Consider the following 14,371-nt stretch of genomic DNA (forward strand, 5'->3'; position numbering starts at 1 on the left):
ATATGACGAAAACAATTATTCAGACCGAGGCCGCACCAGCGGCAATCGGAGCCTATTCGCAAGCTGTTAAGGTCGATGATACGGTGTATGTGTCGGGCCAAATACCGCTTGACCCTGTATCGATGACCCTGGTTGGGGATGAGTTTATGGTTCAGGCACATCAAGTATTTAAGAATCTGGCGGCCGTGGCCGATGCGGCCGGAGGCAGTCTGGCCGACGCAGTAAAGCTCACCGTCTATGTGACCGATCTTGGGAATTTCCAACAGCTTAACGAGATAATGGGCGAGTACTGCGTCGAACCCTATCCAGCGCGGGCCGCCATCCAAGTGTCAGCCTTGCCTAAAGGCGCATTGGTGGAGATCGATGCGGTACTGTGTTTGGATTAGTCACAATAAGCCCTGATCAAACGGAATTTGCCGATGACATTGGCGCTCTCTGACCCTGTCGCAAGCTTAAAAGGCGTTGGGCCGCAGATGGCCGCCAAGCTTGCGCGTGTGCATGTGCGTACCGTGCAGGATGTGTTGTTTCATCTACCGCTACGATATGAAGACCGCACGCAGGTGACCGACTTGGGCGCCTTGTTGCCCTCTTTGTCGACCGTGGTGATTGGCGAGATCGAGTTAGCGCAAGTGGTGTTCGGTCGACGCCGCAGCCTAGTGGTGCGTATTAGCGATGGCACCGGCAGCCTGACGGTTCGTTTGTTTTACTTCAATCGCGCGCAGGAAAAAAGCTTTCGGCGTGGTCTTTGGGTCAAATGTTTTGGTGAGGTGCGGCCAGGTCCTAAGGGTTACGAAATGGTGCATCCTGAGTATCGGATTTCGGCGGAGCGACCGCAAGGTGGTTTCGACAGTACCCTGACCCCGGTTTACCCGACCACGGAAGGCGTCAGCCAGTTATTGTGGCGCAAGATTACTGATCAAGTTCTACAGCAAGGGTTACAGCAGGTTGCTGAACTGATTGATGCGCGCTGTTTGCCGCAATCGTTACGGTCCGCTTATCAGGCCTCCACCTTGCAGGATGCGCTCAGCGCCTTGCATCGCCCGCAGAAGGGTGTGGACCTCATGGCCATGCAACAGGCGACGAGTGCGGCACATCAACGTTTGATTGTTGAGGAGTTATTAGCGCATCACTTTAGTTTGCGGCGTTCACGAGCGTTGCGCGCACACGAATCGGCACCGGTGATGCTGCCTGACAAAACGCTGGAAGGGCGTTTTTTAGCGAACCTCGGGTTCACACTTACGTCGGCACAACAGCGTGTCAGTGCGGAAGTATCAACAGACTTGGCGAGCGACACGCCGGCAATGCGGTTGATTCAAGGTGATGTCGGTTCGGGCAAAACTGTGGTGGCTGCGCTGGCAATGCTGCAAGCCGTCAGTGCGGGCGTGCAGGCCGTTATGATGGCGCCAACCGAGTTACTCGCGGAGCAGCACTACGCTAATTTGCGTGCTTGGTTTGAACCCCTAGGGATTTCGGTCGGCTGGTTGGCCAGTAAAACACCAGCACGCGAGAAGCGCGCGGTGATGCAGCAGCTAGTAAGTGGCGAACTATTGCTGGCGGTCGGCACACATGCCTTAATTCAGGAGGCGGTGGAATATCGGAATTTGGGGCTGGTGGTAATAGACGAGCAGCATCGCTTTGGCGTAGAACAGCGCTTAGCCTTGCGCACCAAGACGCCAGCAGATCGCGTGCCACACCATATTGCCATGACCGCCACGCCGATCCCGCGCACCTTGGCGATGACAATTTATGCTGACTTGGACGTTTCCAGTATTGACGAACTGCCACCGGGCCGAAAGCCCGTCGAGACGGTGGTGATGCCGGCCGCATCAAAACGGAACGATGTGATAGAGCGAGTACGACAAGTGTGCGGAGAAGGTCGGCAAGTTTACTGGGTATGCCCATTGATTGAAGAATCCGACGCACTGGAAGCACAGGCGGCCACGGATACTGCCGAAGAGCTAAGCGAGCGTTTAGATGGCTTGCGTGTTGGCCTGGTGCACGGCCGACTAAAGCCGAAAGAAAAAGAAACCGTGATGGCGCAGTTTCGTGACGCGGAGGTGGATGTGCTGGTGGCGACCACAGTGATTGAGGTCGGTGTGGATGTGCCACGAGCCAGCCTGATGGTCATCGAGAATGCGGAACGCATGGGCCTGGCGCAACTCCATCAGTTGCGTGGGCGTGTCGGTCGTGGCAGTGAGAAGTCGTATTGTATTTTGTTATACCAGCAGCCGCTCAGTCAGCATGCCAAAGCGCGCCTGCAAACCTTGCGTGAGACCAACGATGGTTTTGTGATTGCTGAGAAGGACCTGGAGATTCGTGGTGCAGGTGAACTGCTTGGCACGCGACAAACTGGTAGTATTAGCTTTAAGGTCGCCGACTTGCTCCGAGATCAGGCGCTCTTGCCGCAAATTGAGGGCATTGCCGACCAAATGGTCGCGCAGGCGCCGCAGAATATTGAGCCACTGATCGATCGTTGGGTTGGGGCGAAAGAAGATTACGTTAACGCTTGAGGGGTAACCTCGAGTCAGGTCAACCACGCAAAATATGATGGAAAAGTTGCCCCACTTGCTCGCTTTGATGCGATTTGATAAACCCATTGGGTGGTTGTTGTTGCTGTGGCCAACCATGATTGCGTTATGGTTGGCGAGTGAGGGCGAGCCAAGTGGCCGCTTGTTTTGGATTTTTAGCGCGGGCGTGATCGTGATGCGTTCGGCGGGCTGCGTGATTAACGATATTGCGGATCGAAAGATCGATCCGTTGGTCGCGCGTACCGAGTCACGCCCTTTGGCGGCAGGCGATGTCACGGTGACCACTGCGATTGGTTTATTCGTTGTACTCGGTTTGATTGCACTGGGCTTGTTGCTCATGTTGCCGTCAGCTGTATGGCCGTGGTCGATTCCAGCGCTGTTGGTGACCATCGCGTATCCGTTTATGAAGCGCGTAATCCAAGCGCCGCAGTTGGTGCTCGGCGTGGCGTTCTCATTCGGCATCCCAATGGTGTATGTGGCGTGCGGTCATGCCTTTGACTTGACCTTCTGGCTACTGATTCTGACCAATATGCTTTGGGTGCTGATCTACGATACCGCGTATGCTATGTCGGATCGCGAAGACGACCTGAAAATCGGAGTTAAATCCTCAGCTATTTACTTTGGTGAGCACGACCGCCAGATACTCGGCATATTGCAGGTCGTGGTGCTGTTTTTCTGGTTGTTGATCATGTGGCTGCAAGGACTGTCTTTGAGTTTTATGATCAGTATCCTTCTGGTAACTGGCTTGTTTGCGTATCAGCAGTGGTTGATTCGCCATCGTGAGCGAGGCCCCTGTTTTCAAGCGTTTCTGAATAATGGTTGGGTCGGCGCTATCCTCTGGATCGGTGTGGTGGTGGCCAGTTAGTATTCTTTGGTCAGGTTTGCTTAGTGTAAACCGCTGACTTGTGCCAGAAAGAGGTGTTTGCATACCGTGTACACTGATTTATAACGCTGCACCAAAATTAGTAGCTGCCAAGCATGGATCGCCAGCAGGTCGAACGCAAGGACAGGTTGGTTCAGTTGAGTCTCGCTCGCTTGTAAGCAAGCGACTTCGAGATAATGAGAACGTAGTAACATAAGGATTAATGAACCTGGCTGTGGCGGTTAATCGGCGGGCGACATCCATGTCACAATGCCTCCATTGCTGTACTTTACTTAGCGGCTATGGGTATTGCATGTGCATGGCGTAAGACTGCTGTGAGGTATTGATGAAGATGGATAAAAAATCCCAATCAATTAACCCCTTTTTTGTGCTGCGTACGATTAACGTAATAACCACCAACTAAAACGTGACCACTTATGCTGCGATGGACCACCAAACTGATGCGAGACGAGGCGCTGATGCGACGCTTTGCGGATGGTGACATGCGCGCATTCGAGGCGCTGTATGCCCGCCATAAGCACGCTTTGTATCAGTTTGTGCGTCGTCAATGTGATATTGATGCTGAATGTGAGGAGGTGGTGCAGGATACCTGGCTGGCGGTGGTGCGAACCGCGTCGACCTATCAAGTGTCTGCCAAGTTTCGGACTTGGCTGTTTCGTATCGCGCATAATCGATTGGTCGATTATTGGCGCAGTCATGGCTACAGCAAGCGGCAGCTGATGATCGAGTTAGATGAAACAGTCCATTCAGCGCAGACAGGCTCAACGCCGGGTGACGTGAGTTCGCCTTTGGTATTAACGCAGTTATTAACCAAGCTGAGCGAGCTGCCCGAGGAACAAACAGAAACCTTGCTTTTGCGTGCTGCCGGATTCAGCTACGCCGAAATCGCCACCATCACGGACAGCAAGCAAGAGACGGTTAAAAGCCGATTGCGCTACGCAACTCAGCGCATGCGTGTGACCGCAGGAGTGACATCATGACCGAACGTGAATTAAACGAAATTACCCGATTACTGAATCAGGACACGCATCCCAATGCGAGCCCTGAGTTAGATCGCACGATTCTTGCTGCCGCAGAACAATACACACATAAACAGCAGATCAAACGCTCATTCTTGAGTCGTAATGCCTGGGTGCCCGCAATGAGTCTGGCATTGGTAATGACCGTGGGCTTATTGGTTGGCATGAGTGCCTGGGTCGCCCCAACTGCGCCCGAGGCGCCTCTGACGGGTCAAACCTTGCCGATCAACGTAAGCACACCAACGCAGACGCAGTCATCTGACGACGTGGATCGCACAGTAGCGACTCTGTCAGAGCCGCCTCTACTTAACCACAGCGCGCAGTCTGATGATGTGCTGACCAGCTACCCATTACCAGATACCGAAACGGTCTTGGCTGCCATGCAATTTGATCTGCAATCACAGCGCGAGGCAGCGTCCGAACAAGTACAGCTGGCGTTGCATGATATGAGTCAATTTATTCAACGCGGTGCATTGCACGACGCGCGGCAGCGCTACCAGCGGCTGCGTGAAACTTGTTTGTCTTGCGAGTTGCCAAGTACGCTTGAATTGTTGCTATTAGCCTCACGCGAACCACTCGACCAGCGACGTTCTGCCGACACTGGCTGACGCCGCCTACTCACGGCTTAGTCACGCCACTTCTCTAATTCCCATTAACTTGGCCGATCGAATCGGCACCACGGAGGTTTCCATGCAGGTACTTCATAGGATTGCTTTGCCTTTTATAAATGCCACGTTCATTACGCTGGGCTTGTTAGCAGCCATGTATTCACTGGTACACATTGATGGTCCAACTTTGTTACCTGTTAAGACGCCACCAGTACTGCGCTTTACGCCGATCCCCGAGGACTCAGAGGTCAATCTCCGTCATGTTAAACCGAAGGTGCCTGAGCTCATTGATGACATTCCGCCGATGGTAAAAAAAGATTGGCCGATAGACGCGGATATTGATGATATTACGCCAACCTGGATTGACGTGCCGCCGCCACCAAAAGGTACGCTCGATGTTCCTGCGTCTAACCAGCTGACCATGGCGATGGGTTTTCCACCCGTGTATCCAGCTCGAGCGATTACAAGCGGCACCGAAGGGTATGCGGTGGTTGGTTTTAGCGTGAGTCCTGCAGGTGAAGTGTTTGACGCCTATGTGATTGAGTCCGAGCCCGGCACCGTATTCGACCGCGCCGCGTTAAACGCGATCAAAAAGTTTCGTTATCGTGCACGCACCGTGAACGGCAAACCGGTGGCGACAGCCGGACAGCAATATATGTTTCGCTTTGAATTGGAGCGATGACTTAAATACGTCTTGTTTTCCTCATCGCCGTTTGATTAACGGTGAGGAAAGCGAGACGCACTAGGTTTTGTCTTGGTATGACGGAGCGGTGCCCAAAATTGTCAAACTGGCGTGGCGCGCAACAAAGCGCAGAGTCGAAAACTTAGTCTGTATCTGGGCACTTGTCGTGGGTATAGTTCAGAGCTTCAATACACCTTTCCTGCAAACTCCAAAACCCTACTAAGTTGTTCTATGGTGTACCTGCGTTTGAGAAATAACCGACTCGCCACACTCTCACCACACTCTTTTTTACCTTACTGACTAACCTTGTGTTTGCCTGTAGAATTTACCCATGCAAATACGCCCAGCTTTAGACTCGGACTGGTCACAATTGTGGTCAGTCATTCGACCCATCGTTCGTGAAGGAAAGACTTACGCGTATGACCGAACGATGTCCGAGCAAGACGCTAAGCACCTTTGGCTAGCGTTGCCTCGGCGTACTTTTGTTTGCGTAGAGGGCGATCAGGCATTGGGTACGTATTACCTGAAAACTAATCATGCTGGCGGTGGCGCCCATGTTTGTAATTGCGGGTACATGGTTTCACCGGCCGTGCGGGGTAAAGGTATCGCAAGCAAACTCTGTGCGCACTCCCAACACATCGCCAAACAACTCGGCTACCTTGCGATGCAGTTCAACTTTGTGGTGTCTAGCAATGAGGTCGCGGTCAGATTGTGGCAGAAGTTGGGTTTTGATGTAGTCGGAACATTACCAAACGCATTTAATCATCCAGAATTGGGTTACGTAGACGCCCTGGTTATGTTTAAGGAGTTGGAACAGGAAGCGTAGTTTCGTCAATCAGCGTATGAATATTCGAAAAGTCGATCCATCCGAAGCCCCGCACATTTCGGCGCTGGCTATTCGCTCCAAGGCGCACTGGGGTTACGACGAGCAGTTTATGGCAAGTTGTGCCAACGAGCTGTCGCATACGCCAATACAGATTGACGATGCCGCCGTGGTGTACCGACTGGCAGAGGCCAATGGCGTTGTTACCGGCTTCTACAAGTTGGAAGACTTAAATAAAGATGTGATTGTGCTCGACGCTCTGTTCGTGGATCCAAACGTCATTGGTGCTGGTGTAGGTCGGGCCTTACTAACGCATGCCCTTGATACCGCTAAACAATTTGGTGCCCGCTACGTTGAAGCGCAAAGCGACCCGTATGCTGAAGGGTTTTATCGCGCTATGGGCGCGAACGTCGTTGGCCGGGCTGAGTCGGGCAGTATCCCTGGCCGCTTCTTACCGACTATTCGGTTTGATTTGAGTTAACCTGTCAGGGCTTAAGCAATTACAATTTAAAAGTCAAAAAACGGAGAAATCAATATGGAAAGCACTGTCTACAATCCACCCGAAGCCGATCTTCAGCTCGAATCAAGACACCAGGATGTCAGTCTGTGGAATCCAGACGCGGCCGGGGCCTGGAGTATCTTATTTTCGCCGATATTCGGTTCAATTCTGGTACGCAGTAACTGGCGTGAACTAGGCGATGAGGATAAAGCACGCACTGGTACGATTTGGATTTGGGTCAGTGTACTGATGTTCTTTTTGTCAGCGGTGATCCCCCTGCTTGGTTTGGTCTACTTGATTACCTGGTACTACGCTTACCAGCGAAAACAAACAAGCTACCTAAAACAAAACCTGGGAACCTATAACAAAAATGGGTGGTTAAAACCGCTGGCGATTGCGATGGTTTCTTACATAGCCGTTTTCATTGTCGCCGTATTTGTAATTACATTATTGACTGGTAATGTGTAACTGTATGTTGGTACTCAAGAGAATTTTATTCTCAGGACCGCGTTACTTACTTGCACTTTTCTTTGTTGTGAATATCTCAGCCTGCGCAACCACGGCGTCGAGCGAGTATGCCGGTGGTCCTGGCCAGACTATCGCTGATGCGGTTAAGTTTGACTGTGTAGCCGATATGTATGAAGGCATTACTCGAGAACAAGATTGGGTGGTAAGAAATTACCCTGGGTTCCGTAAAGCCGGGCAAGCCTTGGTTAACCAAGACGGTAACGTCTACGACAAGATTTACCTGGAGAAGGGCCGCACCAAGATCGTAGTCTATTTTGAGATCACCGAGTGGTTCGGTGTGGTTGAAAGCAACGTATTGCCTGAGCATTGTCACCAATAGCTCATGTACTTCAGAGGCTGGCAACGACGAGTTTATATCTTAGTCACATCCTTTGGCTGGTTGTTTCTATTGTTACCATCTTCCGTGGTTGCTAAGTGCACCTCTGTGGACGTGATGTTAGCTGGAAAGATCGAAACAAATTCGAACTCAGAGCGCGAGTTCGATTTGGTCTTCTCATGGGTGGATGGGTTAAAAATTACACAGACAGCAGCCAGCAAGTCGGAGGAATCAGGCCAGTTCACTACCTCGATTAGTTACAGCACTTATTCCGGACGTTCTTTCTCTGGCCACGATCAATGTAGTTTCAAATTGAGTTCGGTGGATTTTGAGGTCTACAGGCAGAGCGTGTTGATCCAAACCGGAGTGCTGGCCTTGGATCAGAAGCGGTGGTTTTATACGATCCTTATTGATTAGTGCAACACCGCTGGCGACCTTTTTGCTTACCTAGATTGGTTTTATCTTTTGGCTGCACGTACAGACGCTGCATGCCAGGTAATCCAATTTGAGCCTTCGAGATTCTTCGCTGTGCTCAGAATGACCGATGGTTAGGTGCGTACTTTTAATCTGGGGTTTGGGTACAGAGGTGCCCGTGTTGACAACCTCATCTCATCTCTACCAACTCAACACTGCGGTCACACCACCAGTCACATTGAACACCTGTACCTCGCCGTGGTGCAGCTTCATAATTTCTTTGACGAAGCTCAAACCGAGGCCGGTGCTTTTGCTGGCGCTGCTTTCGGGGTTTGGGCGGGGTAGTGAGAAAAAGCGGTCGTAGAGCTTCGGTAGGGCGAAGTCAGGGATGGGGTCGCCTTGATTGCGTATTTCGATTCGGTACTGGTCGTTGTAATGGCTTAAGGTGATCGTCAGTGCCGTGGACGGATGGCTAAAGGCAATTGCGTTGTCGAGTAAATTGGCGATTGCCTGCCCGATGAGCACCCGGTCGCCGGTGCAAAGAAACGGCGCGGAGGTGTCCAGCTGGATGCGTACGTCTTTCTCGGCGAGTAAGGTTTCACGTTCGCGTAGCAAGCGCTGAATGGTGGGGATGGCATCAAACTCTTCGGTGGAAACCAGTTCTGTTAGGCCCTCCAGTTTTGCCAGTGACAACATGCGATCCACCAATCGCGACATACGTTGGTTGGAGTTTTGGATGTTCCGTAAAAAGTTGGCGCGGTCGGCTTCCGGCATGTCTTCACGTAACAGTTCGGTGGCGCCACGAATGCTGGTGATGGGGGTTTTTAATTCGTGCGTCAGGCTGTGGATGTAGTTTTCAACATACTCCTTGCCATCTAACTGACTGCGTAGGTGAGAGATTGCTTTAGCCAGTTCTGTTAGTCGCGCATCACGCAATACTGGCTGCTGTACTTGTTTGCCATCGGCCATGTTGTTGGCATAGGCGGCAATCTTGTTTAAGGAACGCGTGAACCACAGCGACAGCAAGTAGCCGAGCACCAATGCCAGGCCGAGTAACAGAAAGGCATAACGTTGCAACTGTTTGGACTCAGTAAGCAGATGTCCTTCCAGGCTCGCAATTGGTTTAACCACGCTGACCACGCCGAGGGTCTTATCGTGCAACTGAATGGGGGCCGCCACAATCATGATTTTGGGATCGTCTGGCTCGGTGAATTGGCGGTCCATAAACGACGTGCGTGCGCCGTATTTACCTTCCAGCGTTAGACGGACATCTCGCCAGCGCGAAAAATCTTGCCCCAAATTTTGCCCGGTCGAATCGTAGACGATGATGCCCTTGGCGTCGGTGATATACACCTGCGAATCCACGGTGGTTTTGGTGACACGATAAATCTGCGCGGCAAACTCGCGGCTTTTTAATAGGTTGTTTACGCGTTCTAGTTGTTTGGTTGCGGCGGTTAGATGATTGGCGTCGGCCTCGCCAGCTTGGGTTTCGATAATTTGATCTTCAACAAAGCTGGCGATAACGTGCGCCAGATCGACCAGCACGCTCTCTGCCGACTGGCGCATACCATCATTCAAACGTTCAATGGCGTTATCCAGGGTAAACCAAATCAGGCTACCAAGAATGACAAAATAAATGCCAAATGCGCGCAGTCCGTAACTTATTTTTAGAGGTGATTTCACAGAGTCTATAGCTGGATTAAATACGTTGCTAAGCCTCTAAACTGTAGCCAAACCCGCGGTGCGTCACGATGAACTCCTTGTGAGGATTAAGTGATTTGAGTTTGGCGCGCAGCGTTTTGATATGGGTGTCGATGGCACGATCATCGGACGGGTGGTTGCTGGACCAGATCCGTTCGATCAATTGACGACGTGAGAACACGCGACCGGGTTGCGCCAGAAAGGTTGCCATCAGCGCGTATTCTGCTCGGGTCAAATCCAATGCCACGCCCGCGTGCAAAATCGAGCGCTGTGTTTCTTTGTGTTCAAATTCCGGGTGGGCCGGTTCGACCTCACTGGGCTGACGTTCGAGCCGTTTCAGGACAACCTTGACCCGTGCCACCACTTCGCGTGGACTGAACGGTTTGCAGACGTAATCGTCGGCACCAATTTCCAGGCCCACGATGCGATCAATTTCTTCACTGCGGGCAGTGAGAAATATAACCGGTACCTGGCGATTTTGGGTATCCGATTGTCGGATAGATTTGAGCAGCTCAAAACCGTTTGCGTCGGGCAAACCAACATCCAACACACACAACGCAATCGCTTGTGCACTCAATGCCTGCATGGCGTCATGGCCGTTGGCGACCCAGAGTGGATTGAACTGTTCCGAGGCCAAGGCGTAGGTCAGGGTGTCGGCAATTTCTTTCTCGTCTTCCACGAGTAATATGGTCTGATTCAAGCGTGAATCCTCGTTCTCTTGATCTCAGCCCACACGCTATTCGGTTTGACCCTGTTTGGCAAGAAATTCAAAAAATAGTATGCTGACACGAATAATTAGCAAAGCTTCCCTGAGAGGATGAACTATGCGTTCCATCTTAGTCGTAAACCCGAAAGGCGGGTGCGGTAAAACCACCATCGCAACCAATCTGGCAACATACTACTCCGTGTGGGGTATGTCGACCGCATTGGTTGATTTGGATCCCCAGCAATCCAGCATGGATTGGGTGAAAGCGCGGCCGGATTCGGAAAACCCAATTCAGGGTTTTAACGGGCTAACTGGCAAGATTTACCCAGAAGAAGGCACTGAGCGTGTGATCTATGATTGTCCAGCGCGGACTGACAGTGCCAAAGTTGCACGGTTGATTAAGCTGGTGGACGTAGTGATTATTCCGGTAATGCCAAGTGCCATTGATATGCGCGTGGCCGCCAAGTTTATTGCCGACATCGTCGGAAAAGTACGTGCCAATAACTCGCACGCCATTCTGGGTGTGGTGGCTAATCGTGCGCAAAAAAATTACCACAGCTATGCTGCCTTGTTGGATTTTCTTAAAGCGCTGGAGGTGCCGTTTGTGGGCACTATTCGCAATTCACAAAATTATGTGAAAGCGGCTGACACTGGGGTTGGTATATTCGAGATGCCGATTGCCGAGGTCAAGCCAGATATGAAGGAGTGGGAACCAATTATCAACTGGGTCGAAGGCAAGCGGGTTTTGAAATAAACCCTCACGGTGGGGCCGTGTACGAATTTATCTCCAATTTATCGCTCGTTAGTCTGCTGCCTTTGGCGGCCTTTCTGGTGCTGCTCGTGATGCAATCACTGTTCCCTCGTCGCGAGCTGGCTGAGACCGGCTGGGGTCGGTTAGTGCAAAACATACTGCTATTTGCTGTCAATCTGGTGGTGCTCCGCGTGCTGGTTCCATTGACGCTTATTGGTGTGTCGATTTGGGCTAGTGAGCAGAGTATCGGAGTGTTCAATCGAGCAGTAGCCCCAGGTTGGATGGTGGTGCTGGTTTGCGTCGTGGTGCTGGATTTTATGATTTATTGGCAACATGTGGCGACGCACCGGTGGACGCTGTTGTGGCGCATGCATAAAGTACATCATGCGGACCGCAACATGGATGTCACAACCGCAGTTCGATTTCATCCCTTCGAGCTGGTTTTGTCGTTGTTGTATAAGGCTGTTGGTATCGTCCTGCTCGGCGCACCTATTTTGGCCGTCGTGGTGTTTGAGTTGTTGCTGTTCATTGGCCCCGCGTTTAACCACAGTAATTTGCGTCTACCCGTCTTACTCGATCGAATGCTGCGCTGGGTGATTGTAACGCCAGACACACATCGCGCACATCACTCTACGAGTGTGGCAGAGCAAAATACTAACTACGGCTTTTTCCTGATTTGGTGGGATAAGCTTTTCAACACCTACACACAGACGCCGCAAGAAGGGCATGAGAAAATGCCTATTGGCTTAATCGCGCCCCAAGACCAATGCGATCGCGTGGACCAAATGTTATTGGCACCGTTCCGCTAGTGCGCGTTAAACTACCCCGCTTGGTGACTCACCAATCTAATTATTGCAGAGGATTTTTATGACTATACGTAATGCTTGCCGAGGTTTATCGTTACTGACCGCATGTGTACTGCTGATCGGGTGCGCAACGGACCCAGTGACCGGGCGGCCGACCTTGGCGCGCTCTGAAAGTTGGGAGATCGATCAAGGCGCGCGCTATCATCAGGAAATCCTCAAACAGTACCAGGTTTATGAAGACCCGGAATTGCAAGCGTATGTGGATCGCATTGGCCAAAAACTGGCTAAGCAGAGCCATCGTTCACACCTGAATTTTACTTTCACACTACTGGACAGCCCCGAAGTAAATGCCTTCGCCTTGCCGGGCGGGTATGTCTACGTGACACGTGGCATCATGGCCTACATGACCAAAGAATCGCACCTGGCTGGTGTGATCGGTCATGAGATTGGCCATGTCTCGGGTTTGCATGGGGCCGAACGTGCGGCGCAGCAGCCGATCGTGGCCGGCGCGACGTTGGTGGTTGGTGTGGCGACCGGAAGTGGTGACTTAATGCAAGCTTCTCAGATGCTTGGCGGTGCGTTGATGAGTGGCTACGGACGTAATCAAGAACTCGAATCTGACGCCCTAGGGGCGGAGTACATCGCCAAAACCAACTACAACCCAGATGACATGATCGATGTGATTGGTATTCTCAAGAACCAGGAGTTGTTTGCGCGGCAAAAAGCCGAGGAGCAAGGTATCGCGTATCAGGGTTATCATGGATTGTTCTCGACTCATCCGCGCAATGATCAGCGCTTACAGCAGGTGATTCGAGAAGCAGCCAAGTACCGGGACACCGCAAACCCTGAGCCGGATGATGGTGAGTTCCTTCGTTTGACCAATGGCATGGCGTATGGACAGAGTGAGAGTCAGGGCATTGTGCGAGGTAACAAGTTCTACCATAAAGACCTCGATCTGTATGTGGAGTTCCCAATTGGGTGGCAAGTCATAAACCAGCAAGCAGTGTTGGGTGCGGTCTCGCCAGACCGAACTAAAGTAGTGCAAATGCAGATGGACAGTGTTGCGCCGCCGGTCAATGCGGGTGGTTATCTGCAAAGCAAGTTCGGCAGCGTGAGTAACAGCCAGAGCGTGCCGACATCCGAAGATCAGGCTGTGGCCGCTGTGGCCACGCAGACCGACCCGAATACCGGTCAGCAACGCAGTCAGCTGGTCGGGCTGGTGACGCGTGGCGGACAGGCGTTCGTGGTCTCGGCAGCTGGCAAAACTTATTTGCCGGATCAGGAGTTTCTCAGTGTCACCAAGAGTATTCGACGCTTAACTAAGGCCGAACAGCCATTGGCGAGAGGTCGAGAGATCAAATTGATCACGGCGAAACGCGGCGATACAATTGCATCGTTAGCGGCCAAGTCGAATCTGGATGAGTATGCAGTAGAGCAAATTCGCTTGATTAATAACCTCTACCCGAATGGTGAGCCGCAGGCGGGTCAGGCGATTAAAATCATCAAATAGGGAAGTCACTCGCCGTGCTTCACGGGGCCGGTGTTGTCTTGGTCTGACAGCCACACGTAATTCACTTTCGCGATAATATGGCCGCGCGGCAGGAAACCCCAGTACCGGCTATCCGCGCTCGTGTCCCGGTTGTCGCCAAGTACAAAATAATGGCCATCGGGCACTACCCATTGACCACCACGTCGAGCTCGATTTGCGGACAGGTATTGGACGTAAGGCTCATTGATCAAGTCGCCATTCCGCCAAACTTGTGTGCCCGCCATTCTAATCGTATCGCCTGGTAAGCCAACCACGCGCTTAACGTAGTTTTGATCCGGTTTACGCGGGTATCGAAATGTAATGACATCGCCAACCGCGGGATCGGACTTCCAATAGGCATACGTGCCTGCCACGATATAGTCACCGGGACGCAAGGTTGGTACCATACTTTGGGCTGGAATTCGGTAGGTCGCGAACCCGAGTATGCGAGCTCGAGGGTCGTTGCTGGCGGTGTTACTGGGGTTGATGATGTAAAGACCGATCGCTGTTGCGGCGGTGACGAGTGCTAAGCTAATGCCGATTTTCCGTAACATGCTGCGTGATGAACTGTTATTTGTG

18 protein-coding genes are annotated in these 14,371 nt (G+C 52.0%); 14 read left to right on the forward strand and 4 right to left on the reverse strand.

Translation table 11 applies throughout. The features are described from left to right. Positions 1–2 precede the first annotated feature (2 nt). Genes IE055_RS05610 through ubiA form a run of 3 tightly spaced genes read left to right on the forward strand, consistent with a single transcriptional unit; the run spans position 3 to position 3,393 of the window. Positions 3–386, forward strand: a complete 384-nt coding sequence (locus tag IE055_RS05610) for a RidA family protein (protein ID WP_189399049.1) — start codon at positions 3–5, stop codon at positions 384–386. 33 nt (positions 387–419) lie between these two features. Further along, positions 420–2,510, forward strand: a complete 2,091-nt coding sequence (gene recG, locus IE055_RS05615; RefSeq protein WP_189399050.1) for an ATP-dependent DNA helicase RecG — start codon at positions 420–422, stop codon at positions 2,508–2,510. A gap of 37 nt (positions 2,511–2,547) precedes the next feature. Next, positions 2,548–3,393 (forward strand): 4-hydroxybenzoate octaprenyltransferase, encoded by an 846-nt coding sequence (gene ubiA / locus IE055_RS05620; RefSeq protein ID WP_229794157.1) that lies wholly within the window; start codon positions 2,548–2,550, stop codon positions 3,391–3,393. Positions 3,394–3,413: 20 nt separating this feature from the next. Here the strand turns inward: ubiA and IE055_RS05625 are convergent, their stop codons facing one another. Then, positions 3,414–3,605 (reverse strand): hypothetical protein, encoded by a 192-nt coding sequence (locus tag IE055_RS05625; RefSeq protein ID WP_189399052.1) that lies wholly within the window; start codon positions 3,603–3,605, stop codon positions 3,414–3,416. 222 nt (positions 3,606–3,827) lie between these two features. Here IE055_RS05625 and IE055_RS05630 point away from each other — a divergent pair, with 222 nt between their 5' ends. From IE055_RS05630 to IE055_RS05665, 8 genes are all read left to right on the forward strand, one after another. After that, entirely contained in the window at positions 3,828–4,391 is a 564-nt protein-coding gene (locus IE055_RS05630; RefSeq protein ID WP_189399053.1) for a sigma-70 family RNA polymerase sigma factor, read from the forward strand. Then, positions 4,388–5,038, forward strand: a complete 651-nt coding sequence (locus IE055_RS05635) for a hypothetical protein (protein WP_189399054.1) — start codon at positions 4,388–4,390, stop codon at positions 5,036–5,038. The genes IE055_RS05630 and IE055_RS05635 overlap by 4 nt, the downstream gene beginning before the upstream one ends. Before the next feature lie 82 nt (positions 5,039–5,120). Continuing rightward, positions 5,121–5,720 carry an energy transducer TonB gene (locus IE055_RS05640; protein WP_189399055.1) on the forward strand — a complete coding sequence of 200 codons (600 nt, stop codon included), beginning with the start codon at positions 5,121–5,123 and terminating at the stop codon, positions 5,718–5,720. 331 nt (positions 5,721–6,051) lie between these two features. Beyond that, a complete protein-coding gene (locus IE055_RS05645; RefSeq protein ID WP_189399056.1) occupies positions 6,052–6,546 on the forward strand; it encodes a GNAT family N-acetyltransferase in 495 nt (164 codons plus the stop codon). Positions 6,547–6,562: 16 nt separating this feature from the next. Beyond that, the gene (locus tag IE055_RS05650) at positions 6,563–7,024 is read left to right on the forward strand and encodes a GNAT family N-acetyltransferase (RefSeq protein ID WP_189399057.1); all 462 of its coding nucleotides are present in this window, start codon (positions 6,563–6,565) and stop codon (positions 7,022–7,024) included. Positions 7,025–7,078: 54 nt separating this feature from the next. Then, complete coding sequence (locus IE055_RS05655) at positions 7,079–7,510, forward strand: hypothetical protein (RefSeq protein ID WP_189399058.1); 432 nt, start codon at positions 7,079–7,081, stop codon at positions 7,508–7,510. A 4-nt stretch (positions 7,511–7,514) separates the two neighbouring features. Beyond that, on the forward strand, positions 7,515–7,889 hold the full coding sequence (locus IE055_RS05660) for a hypothetical protein (protein WP_189399059.1): 375 nt from the start codon (positions 7,515–7,517) through the stop codon (positions 7,887–7,889). Between the two features lie 114 nt (positions 7,890–8,003). After that, complete coding sequence (locus tag IE055_RS05665; RefSeq protein ID WP_229794158.1) at positions 8,004–8,303, forward strand: hypothetical protein; 300 nt, start codon at positions 8,004–8,006, stop codon at positions 8,301–8,303. A gap of 198 nt (positions 8,304–8,501) precedes the next feature. Here IE055_RS05665 and creC read toward each other — a convergent pair whose 3' ends face one another. Both creC and creB read right to left on the reverse strand, forming a co-directional pair. Continuing rightward, entirely contained in the window at positions 8,502–9,983 is a 1,482-nt protein-coding gene (gene creC, locus IE055_RS05670; RefSeq protein ID WP_189399061.1) for a two-component system sensor histidine kinase CreC, read from the reverse strand. Between the two features lie 28 nt (positions 9,984–10,011). Then, positions 10,012–10,701: a two-component system response regulator CreB gene (creB, locus tag IE055_RS05675; RefSeq protein ID WP_189399062.1), complete on the reverse strand. Its 690-nt coding sequence runs from the start codon at positions 10,699–10,701 to the stop codon at positions 10,012–10,014. A gap of 124 nt (positions 10,702–10,825) precedes the next feature. Between creB and IE055_RS05680 the strand changes: the two genes are divergently transcribed. Genes IE055_RS05680 through IE055_RS05690 form a run of 3 tightly spaced genes read left to right on the forward strand, consistent with a single transcriptional unit; the run spans position 10,826 to position 13,774 of the window. Further along, a complete protein-coding gene (locus IE055_RS05680) occupies positions 10,826–11,461 on the forward strand; it encodes a nucleotide-binding protein (RefSeq protein WP_189399063.1) in 636 nt (211 codons plus the stop codon). A gap of 17 nt (positions 11,462–11,478) precedes the next feature. Further along, positions 11,479–12,267, forward strand: coding sequence for a sterol desaturase family protein (locus IE055_RS05685; protein ID WP_189399064.1), 789 nt, complete (start codon positions 11,479–11,481; stop codon positions 12,265–12,267). Positions 12,268–12,325: 58 nt separating this feature from the next. Next, positions 12,326–13,774 (forward strand): M48 family metalloprotease, encoded by a 1,449-nt coding sequence (locus IE055_RS05690; protein ID WP_189399065.1) that lies wholly within the window; start codon positions 12,326–12,328, stop codon positions 13,772–13,774. Between the two features lie 5 nt (positions 13,775–13,779). Here IE055_RS05690 and lepB read toward each other — a convergent pair whose 3' ends face one another. Further along, positions 13,780–14,346: a signal peptidase I gene (gene lepB, locus IE055_RS05695; protein ID WP_189399066.1), complete on the reverse strand. Its 567-nt coding sequence runs from the start codon at positions 14,344–14,346 to the stop codon at positions 13,780–13,782. Positions 14,347–14,371: the final 25 nt, after the last annotated feature.

This window comes from Arenicella chitinivorans (assembly GCF_014651515.1).
Classification (GTDB): Bacteria; Pseudomonadota; Gammaproteobacteria; order Arenicellales; family Arenicellaceae; genus Arenicella; species Arenicella chitinivorans.

Coding starts and splice junctions, on each gene's coding strand:
- IE055_RS05640 (WP_189399055.1), top strand. CDS start 5,121: ATGCAGGTACTTCATAGGATTGCTTTGCCTTTTATAAATGCCACGTTC.
- lepB (WP_189399066.1), bottom strand. CDS start 14,346: ATGTTACGGAAAATCGGCATTAGCTTAGCACTCGTCACCGCCGCAACA.
- IE055_RS05665 (WP_229794158.1), top strand. CDS start 8,004: ATGTTAGCTGGAAAGATCGAAACAAATTCGAACTCAGAGCGCGAGTTC.
- IE055_RS05680 (WP_189399063.1), top strand. CDS start 10,826: ATGCGTTCCATCTTAGTCGTAAACCCGAAAGGCGGGTGCGGTAAAACC.
- recG (WP_189399050.1), top strand. CDS start 420: ATGACATTGGCGCTCTCTGACCCTGTCGCAAGCTTAAAAGGCGTTGGG.
- ubiA (WP_229794157.1), top strand. CDS start 2,548: ATGGAAAAGTTGCCCCACTTGCTCGCTTTGATGCGATTTGATAAACCC.
- IE055_RS05645 (WP_189399056.1), top strand. CDS start 6,052: ATGCAAATACGCCCAGCTTTAGACTCGGACTGGTCACAATTGTGGTCA.
- IE055_RS05635 (WP_189399054.1), top strand. CDS start 4,388: ATGACCGAACGTGAATTAAACGAAATTACCCGATTACTGAATCAGGAC.
- IE055_RS05690 (WP_189399065.1), top strand. CDS start 12,326: ATGACTATACGTAATGCTTGCCGAGGTTTATCGTTACTGACCGCATGT.
- IE055_RS05660 (WP_189399059.1), top strand. CDS start 7,515: ATGTTGGTACTCAAGAGAATTTTATTCTCAGGACCGCGTTACTTACTT.
- IE055_RS05625 (WP_189399052.1), bottom strand. CDS start 3,605: ATGTTACTACGTTCTCATTATCTCGAAGTCGCTTGCTTACAAGCGAGC.
- IE055_RS05610 (WP_189399049.1), top strand. CDS start 3: ATGACGAAAACAATTATTCAGACCGAGGCCGCACCAGCGGCAATCGGA.
- IE055_RS05650 (WP_189399057.1), top strand. CDS start 6,563: ATGAATATTCGAAAAGTCGATCCATCCGAAGCCCCGCACATTTCGGCG.
- IE055_RS05630 (WP_189399053.1), top strand. CDS start 3,828: ATGCTGCGATGGACCACCAAACTGATGCGAGACGAGGCGCTGATGCGA.
- IE055_RS05655 (WP_189399058.1), top strand. CDS start 7,079: ATGGAAAGCACTGTCTACAATCCACCCGAAGCCGATCTTCAGCTCGAA.